This is a genomic window from Actinoplanes subtropicus (assembly GCF_000721705.1).
GTDB classification, from domain to species: domain Bacteria; phylum Actinomycetota; class Actinomycetes; order Mycobacteriales; family Micromonosporaceae; genus Actinoplanes; species Actinoplanes subtropicus.
On the sequence record NZ_JOJL01000039.1, the window covers coordinates 161,990 to 179,392 of the forward strand.

At 69.0% G+C, this 17,403-nt stretch carries 13 protein-coding genes and 1 pseudogene; 8 read left to right on the forward strand and 6 right to left on the reverse strand.

The annotated features are described in order from the left end of the window. Positions 1-346 precede the first annotated feature (346 nt). Positions 347-970, reverse strand: a complete 624-nt coding sequence (locus IH26_RS0142475) for an FMN reductase (protein ID WP_030441969.1) — start codon at positions 968-970, stop codon at positions 347-349. Next, positions 967-2,046, reverse strand: a complete 1,080-nt coding sequence (locus IH26_RS0142480; RefSeq protein ID WP_030441970.1) for an LLM class flavin-dependent oxidoreductase — start codon at positions 2,044-2,046, stop codon at positions 967-969. Before IH26_RS0142480 ends, IH26_RS0142475 begins: the two co-directional genes overlap by 4 nt. 417 nt (positions 2,047-2,463) lie before the next feature. Between IH26_RS0142480 and IH26_RS0142485 the strand changes: the two genes are divergently transcribed. The 4 genes from IH26_RS0142485 to IH26_RS0142500 are packed head-to-tail and all read left to right on the forward strand — an operon-like array spanning position 2,464 to position 7,026. Then, the gene (locus IH26_RS0142485) at positions 2,464-3,267 is read left to right on the forward strand and encodes an SCO2525 family SAM-dependent methyltransferase (protein WP_051809504.1); all 804 of its coding nucleotides are present in this window, start codon (positions 2,464-2,466) and stop codon (positions 3,265-3,267) included. A 53-nt stretch (positions 3,268-3,320) separates the two neighbouring features. Next, entirely contained in the window at positions 3,321-5,174 is a 1,854-nt protein-coding gene (locus IH26_RS0142490) for an SCO2524 family protein (protein WP_030441972.1), read from the forward strand. Beyond that, positions 5,171-6,085 carry an SCO2523 family variant P-loop protein gene (locus IH26_RS0142495; protein ID WP_030441973.1) on the forward strand — a complete coding sequence of 305 codons (915 nt, stop codon included), beginning with the start codon at positions 5,171-5,173 and terminating at the stop codon, positions 6,083-6,085. The genes IH26_RS0142490 and IH26_RS0142495 overlap by 4 nt, the downstream gene beginning before the upstream one ends. Further along, positions 6,082-7,026 (forward strand): SCO2522 family protein, encoded by a 945-nt coding sequence (locus IH26_RS0142500; protein WP_157437652.1) that lies wholly within the window; start codon positions 6,082-6,084, stop codon positions 7,024-7,026. The genes IH26_RS0142495 and IH26_RS0142500 overlap by 4 nt, the downstream gene beginning before the upstream one ends. Here IH26_RS0142500 and IH26_RS0142505 read toward each other — a convergent pair. Continuing rightward, the gene (locus IH26_RS0142505; RefSeq protein ID WP_245665932.1) at positions 7,011-8,009 is read right to left on the reverse strand and encodes a DUF6879 family protein; all 999 of its coding nucleotides are present in this window, start codon (positions 8,007-8,009) and stop codon (positions 7,011-7,013) included. The two genes, IH26_RS0142500 and IH26_RS0142505, sit on opposite strands and share 16 nt — an antisense overlap. Continuing rightward, positions 8,006-8,944: an SCO2521 family protein gene (locus IH26_RS0142510; protein ID WP_030441976.1), complete on the reverse strand. Its 939-nt coding sequence runs from the start codon at positions 8,942-8,944 to the stop codon at positions 8,006-8,008. Before IH26_RS0142510 ends, IH26_RS0142505 begins: the two co-directional genes overlap by 4 nt. Positions 8,945-9,237: 293 nt before the next feature. On the opposite strand from IH26_RS0142510, the gene IH26_RS0142515 reads away from it, so the two are divergent. Further along, a complete protein-coding gene (locus IH26_RS0142515; RefSeq protein WP_245665933.1) occupies positions 9,238-10,206 on the forward strand; it encodes an FAD-dependent oxidoreductase in 969 nt (322 codons plus the stop codon). Here IH26_RS0142515 and IH26_RS0142520 read toward each other — a convergent pair. Next, positions 10,192-10,725 carry a helix-turn-helix domain-containing protein gene (locus tag IH26_RS0142520; protein ID WP_030441978.1) on the reverse strand — a complete coding sequence of 178 codons (534 nt, stop codon included), beginning with the start codon at positions 10,723-10,725 and terminating at the stop codon, positions 10,192-10,194. The two genes, IH26_RS0142515 and IH26_RS0142520, sit on opposite strands and share 15 nt — an antisense overlap. 36 nt (positions 10,726-10,761) lie before the next feature. On the opposite strand from IH26_RS0142520, the gene IH26_RS0142525 reads away from it, so the two are divergent. Further along, positions 10,762-11,604, forward strand: a complete 843-nt coding sequence (locus IH26_RS0142525; RefSeq protein ID WP_030441979.1) for an alpha/beta fold hydrolase — start codon at positions 10,762-10,764, stop codon at positions 11,602-11,604. Here the strand turns inward: IH26_RS0142525 and IH26_RS0142530 are convergent. Further along, the gene (locus tag IH26_RS0142530) at positions 11,587-11,910 is read right to left on the reverse strand and encodes a glycoside hydrolase family 18 protein (protein WP_030441980.1); all 324 of its coding nucleotides are present in this window, start codon (positions 11,908-11,910) and stop codon (positions 11,587-11,589) included. The two genes, IH26_RS0142525 and IH26_RS0142530, sit on opposite strands and share 18 nt — an antisense overlap. A gap of 1,077 nt (positions 11,911-12,987) precedes the next feature. On the opposite strand from IH26_RS0142530, the pseudogene IH26_RS60495 reads away from it, so the two are divergent. Both IH26_RS60495 and IH26_RS56640 read left to right on the forward strand, forming a co-directional pair. Beyond that, a pseudogene (locus IH26_RS60495) lies at positions 12,988-13,098 on the forward strand (transposase); the annotation flags it as partial. Positions 13,099-14,384: 1,286 nt separating this feature from the next. Further along, entirely contained in the window at positions 14,385-17,360 is a 2,976-nt protein-coding gene (locus IH26_RS56640) for a family 43 glycosylhydrolase (RefSeq protein ID WP_084599580.1), read from the forward strand. Positions 17,361-17,403: the final 43 nt, after the last annotated feature.

Here is a 17,403-nt window from a genome sequence, read left to right on the forward strand (position 1 = left end):
CGGCCGGGAGCGCCGCCATCCTCGCGCCACCCGCTATGGGCGGCCCGCCCGCCGTCACTCAGCCGACCGCTGCGGGTGGGCTGGCCGCTGTTAGTGAGGTGGCCGCTGTTAGTGAGGTGGCCGCTGTTAGTGAGGTGGCCGCTGTTAGTGAGGTGGCCGCTGTTAGTGAGGTGGACGTGGGGCCGCGGCGCACGGAGGGGACCCGGCCGGTCGGGGCCGCGCGGTCGCGCCGGGGCGCTGGGCGGGGAGACCGGGACTGACCACCCACTTCGGCCCGGCGGCGGCGCTACGGCCCGGTGTTGCAACCAGGCCGCCGGCTCACCGGGGACTTGTCCCCGCCGTACGATCACATGGTTTTCAGAAGGTCTTCGAAGTTGGTTGTCAGGGCGAACGGGTCGAGGACCGCCACCGGGTCGCGGCGTTCCAGTTCGCGGGCCATCTCCTCGGCGGCGCGGGTGATGCGGGAGCGGAGCGTGCCCCCGGCGGAACCGGCTGTATCCGTGCCGAAGTCGTCGGTGGCGGCGAAGACGGCTGTCGGCAGGACCACGGCGTGCAGGTAGGCGAAGAGCGGGCGCAGCGCGTGCTCGAGGGCGAGCGAGTGCCGCGCGGTGCCGGCGGTGGCGGCGATCAGCACCGGCTTGCCGGCCAGGGTGTCCTTCTCCAGGACATCGATGAACGACTTGAACAGGCCGCTGTAGCTGGCCGTGAAGATCGGGGTGACCGCGATCAGCGCGTCGGCGGCGGCCACGGCGTCGGTGGCCTCCTTGAGCGCGGCCGGCGGGAAGCCGGTGAGCAGGTTGTTGGCGATGTCGTGCGCGAGGTCGCGCAGCTCGATCGTCCGCACCTTCAACTCGATGCCCTTCTCCGCCGCGGCCTTTGTCGCGGCCGCGGAGAGCTGGTCGGCCAACAGGCGCGTCGAGGACGGCTGGCTGAGGCCGGCCGAGATGACGACGACGGTGCGCTGGTTCATGCGGTGACCTTCTTCTCGAGCAGCGACGCGTGCGTGGGCGCGTCGGGAACGTGGGCCGGCTTGCGGGCGGCGAACTCCTTGCGCAGCACCGGGACGACCTCGCCGCCGAGCAGGTCGAGCTGTTCGAGGACGGTCTTCAGCGGCAGACCGGCGTGGTCGAGCAGGAACAGCTGGCGCTGGTAGTCGCCGACGTAGTCGCGGAAGCCGAGCGTACGGTCGATGACCTGCTGCGGGCTGCCGACGGTCAGCGGCGTCTCCCGGGTGAAGTCCTCCAGCGACGGGCCGTGGCCGTAGACCGGGGCGTTGTCGAAGTACGGGCGGAACTCGGTCACCGCGTCCTGGCTGTTCCTGCGCATGAAGACCTGGCCGCCGAGGCCGACGATGGCCTGGTCGGGGTCGCCGTGGCCGTAGTGCGCGAAGCGCTCGCGGTAGAGCGCGACCATGCGCTGGGTGTGCGAGGCGGGCCAGAATATGTGGTTGGCGAAGAAGCCGTCCCCGTAGTAGGCGGCCTGCTCGGCGATCTCGGGCGACCGGATCGAGCCGTGCCAGACGAACGGCGGCACCTCGTCGAGCGGGCGGGGTGTCGAGGTGAAGCTCTGCAGCGGAGTACGGAACTTGCCCTGCCAGTCGACCACTTGCTCGCGCCAAAGCCGGTGCAGCAGCGCGTAGTTCTCGATGGCCAGCGGGATGCCGGCCCGGATGTCCTTGCCGAACCAGGGGTAGACCGGCCCGGTGTTGCCCCGGCCGAGCATCAGGTCGACCCGGCCGTCGGCGAGGTGCTGCAGCATCGCGTAGTCCTCGGCGATCTTCACCGGGTCGTTGGTGGTGATCAGCGTGGTGGCGGTGCTGAGCAGCAGCTTCTCGGTCTGTGCGGCGATGAACGCGAGGGTCGTCGTCGGGGACGAGGAGAAGAACGGCTCGTTGTGGTGCTCGCCGAGCGCGAAGACGTCGAGGCCGACCTCCTCGGCGTGCTTGGCGATGGTGACGATGTTCTTGATCCGCTCGCCCTCGGTCGGCGTCTGCCCGGTGGTCGGGTCGGTGGTGATGTCGCTGACGCTGAAGATGCCAAACTGCATGACCCGCTCCTGAGCTTGTCGGCGTTGCGCTTACAGCCGCCACAACGCAGCCGGTCCCGGAAGTATTTCAAATCTAAAGGACATCGGCTGCGTCCGGGGTCACACCGTGGAAGATTCCCTGGCCAGGGCTCACCCGTACGGCTGGCAGGATCCCCGAGTTGGCACCCGGAGCGGCTGCGGCGAGTTAGGTTACGGGCAAAGAAGAGAAAATTAAGTCGGCCTTCAGATCCGACGCCACCCGGGTGCCGTATCGCCATGTGCAGAGCGATGTCCTAATGTGCATGCGGCAACGCCGAACGATCGGAAAGTGGAGCACGACCGAGCGGGCCTCTACCCTGGAGGGTGCCCGCAGTCTGTGCTTGCTTCTCGCACTCGGCCGCCGCTGATCGTCCATGGCCCGAAAGGCGGAGGATTTCCGTGCCCGAAAGTGATCCATCCACAGCAACCGAGGTCATCGCCGAACGAGCACAGGGCAACCCTGAGCCCTCGCCGCCGCTCGGCAACGCCGACGTCAACTGGGACACTTTCGAGTCGGACGACTACTTCAAGCACAACTACGGGCAGCTGCGCTGGGACGACGCGGAGATCATCCGGATCATCGCGGACTTCTTCGAGCGGAACCAGCCGCGGGAGTTCAGCGAGGCGATCGACGTCGGCACGGGCACGAACCTCTACCCCGCGCTCACCCTTCTGCCCTACGCCGCACGGGTGACGATGTACGAGCGGGCCTTCACCAACCGGCAGTGGCTGACCAAGACGCTGGACGCTCCGCAGTCGTCCTGGAACGACTTCTGGGAGGCGATCAGCAAGGGCCGGCCGCCCTACGACCGGATCAACAAGCCGTTCAACGTGCTCGCCGATCGGGCCGAGGTCGTCAAGGGCAACGTCTTCGAGCTCGAGCGCGACCGGTACGACCTCGGCACGATGTTCTTCGTCGCCGAGTCGATCACCACGCGCGACGCCGAGTTCGCCCGGGCCGCCCGCAAGTTCGTGGTCTCGTTGAAGCCCGGCGCCCCGTTCGCGGCCGCCTTCATGCGCAACTCCTCCGGCTACCTGGTGGGCGGTCAGTTCTTCCCGGCGTGCTCGATCGACAAGGCCGACGTCGAGGAGGCCCTTGCCCCGGTCGCACAGAGAGTGGAGATTAAGACAGTGGAGAGCAACGACCTCCGGGACGGCTACTGCGGCATGATGGTCGCGACCGGCCGGCGGAAACTCTCCTAGCACCGGAAGGCCGGAAGGCCTGAGCTGTCAAGCAGACCCACGGACGGGTAGCCATGCAGATCAAGCCACGTCAACAGCTCCTCGACATCTGGCGGGCCACGGCCCGGATCTCCTTTCAGGACGAAAAGTGGGTCCCGGGCGGCCGGGACGGCAGCAACTCCATCAGCGACGCCGAGCAACTGCTGTGCATCATGGCGCCGGCCACGGAGATCCCGCTGTTCCGCCTCGACCAGCCGGACACGGTCACCGACGACGTGCTGGACGCGCTGCGCCCGCTCGGCGACAACCTCCAGATACCGCAGCGGCTGCTGCGCATCCTGACCGAGTACATCGAGCGCTACACCGCCGAGGACGGCACGCCGCTGTTCTCCGGGGGCAGCTACTTCCAGTCGTACGTGCCGGGTGAGGAGATCTCGCCCGAGCAGCGCGACCTGGACGTGGTCGACTCGTTCTCGATCTCGGTCAACCTGATGCTGGCGATCGTCGGGTTCACCAAGATCTTCCGGCAGGTGGTCACCCGGCCGAAACTGCTCGAGCAGGTGGAGCTGCTGGAGCGGATGGCGAACCGGCGGTTGTCGGCCGCCATGGCCGGCCTGCTGCGCAGTTTCACGGTCAACGTGTTCACGGCGGACAGCAGCGACGGCCAGGAACTGATCCGCACGGTCAACCAGGAGCGCCGCCCGACCCACCAGGTGGTCGACGAGCTGCGCGAGGGGCTGCGGCAGATCAACGCCCGGCTGCGCGACGACGTCACGATCGGTTCCGGCGCCGCCGAGGGCAGCGAGCTCGACAACCCGAACCGGTTGTTCGAGTGTGGATGGTCGTGGGGCGTGGTCCGCGACGCCCCGAAGATCGAGACGACCGCCGACGTCGGCGTGCAGCGCGACGGCGTCGCGCAGAACGCGCCGTACCTGTACTTCACGACCGTGGCGCTGGACGCGATCCAGGCGCTCTCGTCGGAGCGGACCCGTCTGCTCGGCCTGCTCGACACCGAGCAGGCCCGTCTCGCGCAGTCGCTGCAGTTGCGCTTCGAACTGACCCGGTCGTACTGGGCCACGATCGCCACCTTCGGCTCCGGCCGCTGGCCGCTGGAGGACCTGCCGTGGCGGGCCACCGACGGCCGTGAGGCCGACTACTACAGCCAGCTGGTCAGCGGCATGGTCCTGCAGAACATGCTGTCCGCCCGCGCGTCCAACGCGAACATGCGCCGGGTCGCCGACGTGCTGGCCGAGCTCGCCAACCGTGGCCGGCTCACCCGGCGCTCGACCGAACCGGAGACCGCGATCGCGGTGCACTACCCGGGCCTGCACTTCCCGCTGGAGGGCAGCGAGAGCGCCGGCGGCCCGCGTCTGCAGTGGACGGTCACCGACATGTCGCCCACGCTGTTCCGGCGCACGCTGACCCTCGCCGGGATGAGCACCGACGGCCCGACCCGCAGCAGCCTGATCGACCTGTCCGACGCCATCTGGCACCACCTGAGCCTGCGGATCATCCGGCACGGCGACGACCACGGCCTGTGGGACTGGCCGGCCGGCGTGTTCACGTACGTGCGGGAGGGCGTCACCCAGGTCTCCTGGTACTACACCAAGCGGGTGGTCGACTGCCTGGTCACCGCCGCCAACATCATCAACGACCCGCCGCTGCGCAGCGAGGTGCTGCTGCAGATCGCGAGCGACCTGCTCAACGAGGCCGACCACCTGTACGACCGCGAACTGCTCAACGGCACCACGACGCGCGGCGAGACCCTCCGGCTCGAGCTGCAGCGAATCGGCTCGGAGCTGAGCCGGGCCCGCTCGGTCGTGCGCGAGCGGCCCGGTGTCGCGGTGGCCGTCGCCGAGGAGGTGCTGCGCAAGCTCGACCGGCTTTCCGCCGCCCGGCGGGCCGACAGCGGGATGGGCCCGCAATGATCATCTTCGCGACCAGCGACAAGGGTGGCACCGGCCGGTCCGTGACCAGCAGCAATCTGGCGTATCGGCACGCGCTGCAGAGCAATGACGCCGTCTACCTCGACTTCGACTTCGGCTCGCCGACCGCCGGGGCGATCTTCGACCTGTCCGACGCCCAGGCCGGGGCGGACAGCAACGGCCTGCACAGCTATCTGGTGGACGGCGCTCCCCCGCGCCGGATCAACGTGTGGGCCGAGACCCAGCGGGAGGCCCTGCGCAACCGGCCGGCCGGCACCGGCCGGCTCACCCTGCTGCCCGGCGACCGGGGCCGCGGCGAGTTCGTCTCCTCGCCGTCTATCGTGGAGCGCTGCGCCGACCTCCTGGTCCGGGTCGACGAGGAGTACGACCTGGTTCTGGTCGACCTGAGTGCCGGCCGGTCGTACGCCACCGAGATCGTGCTGGCCGCGACCGCCCGGCCCGAGCTGCGCGAGGCCGCGTTCCGCTGGGTGGTGTTCCACCGCTGGACCCGGCAGCACATCGTGGCCGCGGGCAGCCTCGTGCACGGCGCCCAGGGCATCCTGGAGACCGGCGCGCAGCACGGGCACGACCCCACTCAGCTGCGTGAGCGGATCGGCTTCGTCCGCACCGCGGTCCTCGACCCGGCCGCGCCCGGCCAGAACGGCCTGCGCCCCGAGCAGCTGGCCTGGCTCGACGTGTGCAACACCCGGCTGCAGGATCTCGCCGGCCGGCACGGGGTGGGCCGGGTGCGCCTGCTCGGTGAGGTGCCGCTCGACCCGGTGCTGCAGTGGCAGGAGCAGCTGCTCACCAACGACGACGTCTGGCTGCACCGCACCGCGAACGAGCGTACCGTCAACGCCTTCGAGGACCTGGTCAAGAAACTCGTGGACGAGAACGACTGGGTGGGGCTGTGACCACCGCGGACGACCTGTTCGTCGAGGCGAGCGCGGTGCCGGTGGTCCGCTCGGTGGCGCTCTCGCACCTGTCGATCGAGCTGGGCCACCTCTACATGGACGACTTCCGGCTCGGCCCCGAGCGGCTGCGCGAGCAGTTCCGCCGGGTCGCGCCGTGGGCCCACGCCGCCGCCGGCCAGGTCCCCTCGAGCCGCCCCCGGGTCAGCACGTGCTTCCTCATCGACGACTACTTCACCCGGTTCTCCACGCCGCGGGAGGTGGTCGCCGCGCTGGTCGACGCGGCCGGCTCGGCGGGCCTGACGATCGACTACGTGGCACGCGAGTCCGGCTGCGCGCGGGCCGGCGGGGTCGACGTGGCCGCGGTGGTGCGGGAGCATCTCGTACACGAGCCGGCCGAGGGGGTCAACGGCGGCCGTCCACCGGCGACCGAGACCGGCTGGCTGACCAACGGCGAGCGCTCACCGTCCGCGGCCGCCGGCGCCATGGCCGCGCCGAGGCCCTGGCAGCCGCCGCGGCAGAGCGCGGTGCAGAACCATTCGATCTTCGTGGACATCGAGCTGTGGAGCGAGACCGCCGGCGGCCTGCTGTGGTCGTGCCCGTTCCTGGCCGCGGTCTGGCAGCTGCAGCGGCTCGGCCTGCTGCGGCACCTGGGCGAGCCGATCGCCGAGCCGGAGCCGGCCACCCCCGGGACGCTGCCGGAGAGCTGGGACGACATGCCGGCGATCGTGCAGCTCAACCCGGCGGCCACGCCGCTGCGGGCGTACCGGACCTTCACCGCGCTGGACGGCCGGTTCCTGCCGATCGAGCTGGCCGTGCGGACCATCCTGGGCCAGGTCTGGATCGACCCGGCGGTCGACGCGCAGGTGCGCGAGCGGGCCCTCGCCGAACGCCAGCCGCTGCCGGCCGAGCCGGTCGGCCGGATCGGTTACGCGTTCATCTGACCGTCCCGGGCGGGCGCGTTCGCGTCCAGCTCGCGGGCCAGCTCCCAGAGCTCCCGGAACAGCCGCGAGTGCTCCTTGACCCGGTCGTTGTTGAGCACCAGCCGGGTCTCCGCGATCTGGGCCACCTGCGGGTCGGCCGGGGTCGGCGTCGTCTCGTACGCGAGGATGTCGTCGAACAGGATCAGATCGCGCACCTGGACCCGCAACGGCGGCGGCACGTCGAGCCGGTCCAGCAGCCGCACGTCGATCCGCATCCCACGCTGTTCGTGGTAGGCCTGCCGCAGGTACGGGTCGTCGGCCATGCTCGGCTTGTCCAGCAGGAAGATCCGCCGGACCCGCTTGCCGTCGGCCGCCGCCAGGCGCTGGGCGTCCAGGTAGCGCTGGCCGATCTCGCTGCTCCACAGGTCGTGGTCGACCGCGCCCAGGCTGATCGCGTCGATGCTGACGGTGGCGTTGCGGGTCAGGCCGAGCAGCCAGTCGCGGTCCTCGCCGTCGTACGTCGCGGTGCCGCCCTCGGCGATCTGCTTGAGGAAGTCCGACGTCTCCTTGATCTTGGCCTGGACGAACTGGTAGACGATCGGCGGCGAGGTCGGCGAGATCCGGGTCGAGTTGCGGACCAGCTGGGTGATCAGGTCGGTCTGCAGCGCCGACCGCTCGATCAGGCCGAACAGCTCGGTGGCCTCGCTGATCTCGTCGAACGCCTCGCCGATCATCCGCTTGAGGTCGGCCATGCCGTCCTTCTCCAGCTGCTCCACCGCGGCCAGCCGATTTTCGAAGTCCACGAGAAATCGCACCATCAGCGCGAAACCGCCGATGAGGACGGACAGCAGGATGCAGATCGCCGGCGACTGGTTCAGCCCGTTGGTGATCAGGAAGGTGAGGCCACCGCTGACCACGGTCAGCGCCGCGGTCCGGATGACAGTCGAGCTGTCCCATACCCGCTGCGGTCGCCGATCCATGCCCACGGCGGCGTCGCCGCTCACTGCCGGATCGCCGCGGAGAGCGCCGCAACGGCCCCGGCGGACAGCTGGTCGCGTATCCGGTAGACGAGCAGGTTCCACTGCCGGCTGAGGCCGACGCGGTTCTCCAGCACCGACCAGAGCGCGCGGGCGAGGTCGTCGTCGGTCGTCCTCGGCAGCCACAGGTGCAGCAGGTAGTCGATGGCCGGCAGCAGCCGGCGGATCACCTCGTCGCGCGGGAGCACGCCGATCGCGGCCTTGCGCACCTCCTCGAGCAGCACGGTCAGCAGCCAGTCGTGCAGCGCGATGTCCTCGGCGACGACGGCCACCCGGCGAGCGGCCACTTCGGACACGGTGAAGCTGAGCACCCGCAGGTCCTCGCCGTACGTGGCGAAGTGGACCTCGCAAGGGCTGGGGTCGCACGGCTCGACCAGGGCCGTCCAGCGCAGCCTGGTACGGGCGGCGCGCAGGCCCGGGCGGCCGCCGGCCCGGTGGTTGCGCTGCACCCGGTCGGCCGCCTGCCCGGCGATGCCGCCCAGGTCGAGCGCGTCGGCGTCGCGGACCGGCGCCGCGAACGCGTCGGCCAGCTCCTTCCACCGGGTACGCCCGACGCTCTCGATCACCCCGGGCCGGGTCATGTAGTACGACCAGGGCTGCCGCGCGCTCTGCTCGGCGCGGCGGATCGTCGCGTACGCGGACCCCTGGACCACGTGACCGTCCAGAATGGCGGCTCGCTGCCAGGCCGTGCCGATGCCGCGAGGCCGGCGGTTCGGCCCGGACGCGCCGATCGGGCAGTCCACCCCGACCGGCTTGTCGGGGGCCCGCACGTAGGACCGCGGGCGCTCGGAGACCAGCACCGCCTCGCCGGTCACCAGGTCGACCAGGCGGGCGGCGACATCGCCGGTCACCGGGCCACCCCCGCGAAGCACGCCGGTCTGCACCTCACCAGCGATGAGCACGTCAAGGCCCCCTATCCTCGACGGCGGGGACCCGGGAAGGAGCGATGGACGCGGCACGATCAGCGATGACCTTGACTTCCCGACGGCACGTCCCCGGCCGCACGACGTCAGCCGTTCGATTGGAACCCAAAGGTCCGCGGAATGCAACCCTGTGTGACTGCGCGGAAACTTCGGGTCATAGTTCCTACCATCCAAACGGGATAACGGACAAGCATGTGACGCCATTGTCTTCAGTCGCCGTAGTTTTCTTCCCGGCCCTATGATCATCCATCGACCGTCGTTAGCGTCGTAGCGTGGCCCAAATCCGTCCCCACGCGCTGATCATCGGCGCCGGCGTCTCCGGCCTGACCACGGCCGTGCGCCTGGCCGAGGAGAACGTGCGCGTCCGCGTCCGCGCCGAGAAGGACCCGGGCCATACGAACTCGGCCGCCGCCGGGGCGATCTGGGACCCGATCTACGCCAACCATCCGAAGGTCGGGGCGTGGGCCGCCCGCAGCTACGAGGTCTTCCGACGGATGGCGGAGGAGGACTTCCCCGGGGTGCGGCTGGTCGACGGCGTGGAGGCGTCGCGCGAGCCGATCACGTCGCCGGACTGGGCGCGGGGGCTGCCCGGGTTCCGCGAGTGCACGCCCGACGAGCTGCCCGCCGGCTTCGCACACGGGTGGCACTACACGGCGCCGATCATCGACATGCCGCCGTACCTCGCGGCGCTCGAGGCGATGGTCCGGGCGCCCGGCGGCGACCTGCGCTTCGGCAGCCGGCTGTCGTCGCTCGAGGAGGGCTTCGCCGACGCCGACATCGTGATCAACTGCAGCGGCGCCGGCGCCCGGGAGCTGGTGCCCGATCCCGAGGTGCGCCCGATCCGCGGGCAGCTGGTGGCGATCGACAACCCGGGGCACGCCGAGTTCTTCGCCGAGCACACCGTGGAGCTCGGCGAGATGATCTACCTGCTGCCGCAGGGCGACACGCTCCTGCTGGGCGGCAGCGCCGAGGAGGGCATCGCCGATCCCGAGCCGGACCCGCGGGTGGCCGACGAGATCGTGAAACGCTGCGGCGACATCTTCCCCGAGATCCGGAACGCGCCGATCCTCGGCAACCGGGGTGGCATCCGCCCGTCGCGCTCGATGATCCGCCTGGAGCACGAGGACCGCGGCGACCGGCACATCGTGCACAACTACGGGCACAGCGGCGCCGGGGTGAGCCTCTCCTGGGGCTGCGCCGACGACGTCACGGCGATCGTGCTGGGCCTACTCGGGCGGTGACGCCACCGGGAAGAGGATCGGGCTGAGCAGGTGCGGGCGGCGGCCCTCCCCCGGGCCGTTCCCGAGCACCGGGAGGATCGCCTCGCGCAGGCCGGCGATCAGCTTCGCCCGCTCGTCCTCGGTCAGCCAGATCGCGTGCTGCCGGTAGCCGACCAGGTCGGCCGCCGGGTCCGGGTCGCCGTCCAGATAGGAGCCGAACTCGGCCAGCAGCACGGCCATCGCGGTGGCGAACACCCGCCGGTGGTCGTCGACCGTCGCCGACGCCGCCTCCTCCGCGGAGATGACCGCCCGCTCGGGCCGCAGCCGGTAGCTGCGCTCGACGAAGCCGCGCACCCGCTGCTCCCCCGCCACCTCGAGGATGCCGGCGTCGGTGAGCGTTCCCACGTGCCGGTAGACGGTGGCCTGCGAGACGTCGGGCAGGCGGGCGCACAGCTCGGCCGTCGTCACGGTCCGGCGGCCCGAAAGAGCATGCACGATCCGCAGCCGTACGGGATGAAGGAGAAGCTCGACCGGGTCCATTCCCCTATGTTCGCACACCTGATAATGTTCGCAGCCATGAGAACAATGGTCGACGGGGTGGCCACCTATCCGAGCGGCACGGGTGGCCCGAGCGTGCCGTATCTGCCCGGGGCGGGCCTGGTCGGGCTCGACTTCCTCAACCTCACCGAGACGCCGGGGGCCGCCCATCTGCTGTACGACCGGGGCGGCACCGGCTGGAGCGACCCGGTGCCGCTGCCGCGGAGCGCGGCCTCGGTGGCCCGCGAGCTCGACCGGGTCGCCGGTCCCGGGCCGCACGTGCTCGTCGGACACTCGATGGGCGCCGTGTATGCCCGCCGATTCGCCCAGATATATATGGATAAAGTGGCTGGAATGCTGTTGCTGGACCCGGGGCACGAGGATCTCTTCGACTACCTGCCGCCCGAGGCGGCGGCCCTCAACGACCAGATGAAACCCGACCCGACGGAAATACCCGACTTGTCGCCCGAGCAGCACAACGCGGCGCTGGCCGCCTGGCGCAGGATGCTGGCCGCCTGGCCGGACGGCATCCGCGAGGAACTCGCCGCCCACCACGTCGAGCACTGGCGGACCGGGCTCGCCGAGTCCGCCAACCTGGAGAGCGAGGTCTACGGCGAGCTCCGCCGCGGCGGCCCGGTCCCGGACATACCGACGATCGTGCTCTCGGCCGGCGCCGGGAACCCGGCCTGGTCCTCGTTCGGCTCCCCCGACCTGGTCCGACGGGCGCTCGACGGGATTCGCGAGCTGCACGCCGGGATGGCCAAGGCGGCCACCCGCGGCGAACACCGCGTACTGGAGGGCGCCACCCACCAGTTCCTCCACCTCGAACGGCCGGACGAGGTGCGCGGCGCCCTCCGCGATCTGCTAGCGGCCCTCCAGTGACTTCACGTTGTCGCCGAAGGTCCAGCCCTTCGAGCCGTCCCAGTTGATCGACCAGGTCATCACGCCCTTGATCGAGCTGACGCTGTGGTACGCCTGGGACACCAGCGACGGCGTCATGTAGCCGCCGCCCGCCCCGGACTGGGCGGGCAGGCCCGGGACCTGCTTGTCGTACGGCACCTTGATCGTCGTGCCCTGGATCGTCAGCCCGCTGTTGAGGCACTGGGTCTGCACGGTGAAGCCCTGCACGGTCCCGGCCGAGTACGAGTCGTCCGAGCAGCCGTACATCGAGCCGTTGTAGTACTGCATGTTCAGCCACCACAGCCAGAAGGTCTAAGCCAAGATCAAAGCCCCGCTGAAGTGCAGAAACACTGGCCACCCGGTCCGGGAGTACCGGAGTTGGTGGCTTAACCGCAGGAGATCCGCATGCGAGACACAAGCGCTTGGCGAAGCTACGAACGCTACCTCCACAGGAGGGGACGGACCCCCAAAGGACCATCGAAAGCTACCGATGGAGCTTCACTCGCCGGGTCGAGTGGGCGGACGGATGTCCCGTCCTGGAGCTGGATCGCGCCGACCTGGAGGACTTCGTCGACGACCGGATGCAGGAGGCTAGTAGGACCGCCGTCCGAAAGAACGTCATGGACCTGAAATCTTTCACGCCCAGAGGGGAGGCAGATCCGGATAGTGGGGTGAGTCCCCAGAACCAGGAGGTCGTCAAGTGAAGCCGCAGGAGCTCGATCGGCTCCGGGGTCGCCATCTGGTCGCGGCAGCGGGCCGGCGCAGGACGCCACCGACGAGTTCGTCACCGACCTGGAGCAGTGCGAGATCACTGACGAGTACGCCCTGCTCTGCCGGGACACGCAGAAGCCCTGCTCTGCCGGGATACGCAGAGCGCCTTGCCGCAGACGAGGTTCGCCGAGGCGTCAAATCCCAGCCGAAGATCAGCAGCCGCAAGATCGACGACAGAATATTTCGGAGTGTGTACGACAATCGTCGGCGACGGTCACCGCTTCACTGACGATGAGCACGGGTTTTGGTCGACCACCACACCTTTACCCCCAGTAGTCCGGTGGCCCAGCGGCATGCTAAAGCATGTTTCCCCTGATCGCCGCAAGCATAAATCAGCCGAGTAAAGGAGTCCCGACGAAGGCCGCTCTCCCGGGGACCAACTCGGCCTCATAGCGCCAACTTGCTCCGCTGCGAGGCCGTCCACACTGCACTGAAAGCCGCAGGCCGCCTCGGCTAATTAGCTCCGCGCAGGTCATCGTCACGAGGGCCTTCGCGCAAAAGCGATTGTCTGTACTCGGGAATCATCCAGCAGCTGGGAGAACTCCTGCGCGTGCCGTGCATACCTGCCGGCGCCGGCAGCATTGCCCGGTCACGTCCGGCTCGTACTTCCCGGACTGGCTGTTAGAGCACCGCGGCCGCGCCGAACAAGCTCTCGTCAGCGTGGTGGTCACCAGCTATCTGCTCGGGGTCTCCACCCGGCGCGTCTAGAAGCTGGTCGAGCAACTGGGGAACTTCCGGGGGTGGGCCTATGCCAGCTCGAGCGTGGCACTGTTGTCGTGGGCCGCAGTGGCGTCGAAAGCCGGATGAGCCGGACCGACGTAAGCGTTGTTGTGATCACGTTACGGCTGACCAGGCGCATGAGCTTCGCGCGGGCGCCTACGACGTCCTTTGGGGCGGCTCGATGTCGAGCGCAATGGAGATGTCTTCGGCGCGCATCGGCGGTGAACTCGGCCGCGGCCTGAGCGCAGCCTGCTGCGGGTGGTCGTCGGGTCAGCCAGTCAGTGTCGAGGCGGGTGAGTTCGCTGCTGAGCGCAGCGATCTGGGCGCAGACAGGTCGGGCCGGCGGTGCCCAGCGCTTTCGTGTCCGGCGATCAGGCCGAGGATCGTGTCGGGGTGCACCGCGAACCTACCGGTGTCACAGGGTCCGGGTGCTGGTCTTGGTCAACCGGCGGACCATGGTCGCCATCGACGGCCACGGCGTCCGCGAGACCGATGATTCCGGTCTGCTCCATATATCCCGAGCCGGGTCGAGCCACCGGCCCGCGACCTTCAGAGTTGCATGCCTGATCGTCGAGGCTTGCAGCGACTTCGCGCCCATTGGATATTCACAGGAATGTAACCGTAGTGTGACCTCTCTATTTCCATTGACATCCTTGACGGCGTCAGTGTTAGCGTTCACACTCTTGCCACGTCATCAAAACGTAACGACCCCGTATACCTGTCCTGAACCGGACCAGGCTGGCAATGGTCCACCGGCGAGCTCCCGCCATGGAGCTCGCCGAGTTGTACCTGGCCCGCTCGGCACGAACGTTTCTCTCAATTCTCTTAATTGTTCGGCTGCGCGAAGCAGCTCGTCGGTGGCAAATCGGAAGTGGAGGTGTCGGCATGACCACCGTGGCCCGGTCAGCGGGCCGACGGACGCCGTGTCGTTGCAAGCTGTTCCCTGGAGACCGTCCCCCGGCGCGCGCCCGCTGAAGCCGGGTACGACCGCCGCACGCGGCACGCCGCCAGGTGAGATCCATCCGCTGACATCGCTTACTGGAGTGTATCCGCTCCGCCCACGAAATCGACCTCGTGGCCTGGGCGACGCCCGTTGCCGAACTTTGCTACTTGCCCAGCCATGTGGGCTTCCGTCACCGACCCCATAAAAGGCCTGAATACCCGCACGTCTCCGAATCGTCCCGCCCAGCACCAGGAGGTGGGCCCGGTTCGGCGCGCCTATGCCCCTTTCTCCCTCCCGTGTCTCATTCCGCCGCTCGAAGGAATAAGTTATGCGACTACGTATTGGGGATGCGACGCGTCGCCGTCCGGCCCGCTGGTCCGCGTTGAGCGTCGTGGCCCTTCTGCTTTCCGCGATGGCCGTGCCGGTTCCGGCCGGAGCGGCCCAGGCCGCCGCGACCGCCGATGGCCTGGTGTTGTGGTACAAGCTCGACGAGACGTCCGGGTCGGTGGCCACCGACTCCTCCGGCAACGGAAAGGACGGCACGGTCAACGGGACGGCTTCGTGGACCGGCGGCGACGGTCTGACGTTCGACGGGTCGAGCACGTACGTGAAGGTTCCCGACAACATCATGTCCGGCCTCGACTCGATCTCCGTATCGTTCAACGTCTACATCGATCCGGCCCAGACCTCGCCGTACTTCCTGTACGGGTTCGGGAACACCGACAGCTCGACCGGCTACGGCAATGGCTACCTGTTCGCCACCGGCAACAGTTTCCGCGCCGCGATCGCGACTGGGAAATGGACGACCGAGCAGAACACCACGGCCTCCGACGGGACTCTCGCGCGCGGCGAGTGGAGGAACGTCACGTACACCCAGACCGGCGGCAGCGCCGTCCTCTACGAAGACGGCGTGCAGGTCGGGACGAACACCGGGATCACCATCAAGCCCGGCGACGTCGGCGGCGGCGTGACCACTGCCGACTACATCGGCAAGTCCGACTACACCGGGGACAACCTCTTCAAGGGAGCGATCAAAGACTTCCGGGTGTACGACCGGGCGCTGACCGCCGACGAGGTGTACGACATCGGAGGCAGCACCACGGCGATCCTCGGCGCCGCCGAACCGTCGCTGAAGGTGAGCGCGATGGTCAACCGGACCGCTGGCACCGTGCTCCTGCCGGTCGTTCCCGGCACCGACGTGCACCGGCTCGCGCCGACCTTCAAGCTGCCGACCGGCTCGACGATCTCGCCGGCCTCGGGCAGCGTTCAGGACTTCGGCAACCCGGTCACGTACACCGTCGCCGACACCACCGGCGCCAGTCAGGCCTGGACCGTCTCGGCGACCGTGATGGGCAGCCCGGTCATCCCCGGCTATTACGCCGACCCGGAGGTCCGCTACTTCAACGGGAAGTTCTACATCTACCCGACCACCGACGGGTACGACGGCTGGTCCGGCACCCAGTTCCACGCGTTCTCGTCCACTGATCTGGTGCACTGGAGCGACGAGGGCGTGATCCTGGATCTCGGCCCGGACGTCTCCTGGGCCGAGTCCCGCGCCTGGGCGCCCAGCATGGTCGAGCACAACGGGAAGTACTACTTCTACTTCTGCGCCGAGGCTCAGGTCGGCGTCGCGGTCGGTGACTCGCCGACCGGGCCGTTCGCCGACGCCCTCGGCAAGCCGTTGCTCGCCTCCGGCGATTTCTCCGGGCAGATGATCGACCCCAACGTTTTCATCGACACCGACGGGCAGCCGTACCTGTACTGGGGCAACGGCCACGCGTATGTCGTAGCGCTGCACGACGATATGATCTCGTTCGACAAATCCGACGTCGCGGAGATCACGCCGAACGGGTACAACGAGGGCTCGTTCGTCTTCAAGCGTGGCAGCACCTACTACTTGAGCTGGTCGCAGAACGACACCCGGGACGTGAACTACCAGGTCGCGTACGCCACCGGGTCCTCGCCGTACGGGCCCTGGACCAAACAGGGCGTGATCCTCTCCAAGAACAGCAACCTCGGCATCCTCGGCACCGGCCACCACTCGGTCGTCCAGGTGCCGGGCCGGGACGAGTGGTACATCATCTACCACCGGTTCGCGATCCCGAACGGGGATGGCATGCACCGTGAGACGACCATCGACAAGCTCGAGTTCAACACGGACGGGACGATCAAGACCGTCGTGCCGACCCTGGAGAGCATCAAGCCGGTCGACATCACCGCCCCGGCGGCGACCGGCAGCGTCTCGCCCGCCGCGCCGGACACCGGCTGGTACACCACACCGCCGACGGTCACCGTCACCGCCACCGATGAGACCGACGGCAGCATCGTGCCGCAGGTCCGGACGGACGGCGGCGACTGGGTTTCCACCCGCGCCCCCGTCACGCTCAGCGCGGACGGGACGCACGTCGTGGAGTACCGCGCCACCGACGCGGCCGGGAACACCTCGGCCACCGGCCGGCTGACCGTCCACGTGGACACGACGGCACCGGTGTCCAAGGCAAGCGTCGACGCCCGCGCCCGTACAGTGACTCTCACCGCGGCCGACTCGACCTCGGGGATCAGCCGGATCGAGTACTCCCTCGGCAGCACGACCTGGACTCCTTATCAAGGCCCGATAGCGGTCGGCAGCAAAACGACGACGGTGCGATACCGCGCGGTCGACGTGGCCGGGAACGTGGAATCCGCCAACAGCGCCGAGCTACCGGCCGCCGGTACGCCCCTGGTGGCGACCACGACGACGCTCACCGGGTGCGGCACCGTCGCGTATGGGACGCCGTGCACCGTGAAGGTGCGGGTCAAGGCCGCCGCCGGTACCCCCAGCGGCAGCGTGCGGGTGCTCGACGGCGCGCGTCTGGTCGGGGTCGGCGATCTCACGGGCGCGAAGAGCTCCGTCACGCTGACCGCGGACCTGGCGGTCGGCCGGCACAACCTGCGCGTGCTGTATGCCGGCAACGAGCGGTTCGCCCCCTCGACCGCGGCCGGCTCGGTGACGGTCACCAAGGTCGCCACCCGCGCGACCCTCGTCGTCACCCCGCAGTCGGTGAAGAAGGGCCACTCGGTCAAGGCCGTCGTCACGGTCAAGGCGGTCAACGGCGTACCCGTCACGGGCAAAATCACGATCGACGCGGTGCACGGTTCCACCAGGATCAAGCGGGTGGCGACTGTGGTTGCGGGCGGCAAGATCACCCTGTGGCTCGGCCCGCTCGCGAAGACCGGGAGCTACGTGGTGACCGCCATCTATGCCGGGTCCCGCACAGCGAAGTCCGCGAAGTCAGCGTCCGTACGGATTCGCGTCCGCGCGTAACGCATCCCGCGTCCGTCGCCGATCCCGGCGGCGGGCGGGCCCG

Bases quoted from the DNA above. Each gene is read 5' to 3' on its own strand.
- IH26_RS0142475 (WP_030441969.1), bottom strand. From the start codon at position 970: ATGAACCAGCGCACCGTCGTCGTCATCTCGGCCGGCCTCAGCCAGCCG.
- IH26_RS0142480 (WP_030441970.1), bottom strand. From the start codon at position 2,046: ATGCAGTTTGGCATCTTCAGCGTCAGCGACATCACCACCGACCCGACC.
- IH26_RS0142490 (WP_030441972.1), top strand. From the start codon at position 3,321: ATGCAGATCAAGCCACGTCAACAGCTCCTCGACATCTGGCGGGCCACG.
- IH26_RS0142495 (WP_030441973.1), top strand. From the start codon at position 5,171: ATGATCATCTTCGCGACCAGCGACAAGGGTGGCACCGGCCGGTCCGTG.
- IH26_RS0142520 (WP_030441978.1), bottom strand. From the start codon at position 10,725: ATGGACCCGGTCGAGCTTCTCCTTCATCCCGTACGGCTGCGGATCGTG.
- IH26_RS0142525 (WP_030441979.1), top strand. From the start codon at position 10,762: ATGAGAACAATGGTCGACGGGGTGGCCACCTATCCGAGCGGCACGGGT.
- IH26_RS0142530 (WP_030441980.1), bottom strand. From the start codon at position 11,910: ATGCAGTACTACAACGGCTCGATGTACGGCTGCTCGGACGACTCGTAC.
- IH26_RS56640 (WP_084599580.1), top strand. From the start codon at position 14,385: ATGCGACTACGTATTGGGGATGCGACGCGTCGCCGTCCGGCCCGCTGG.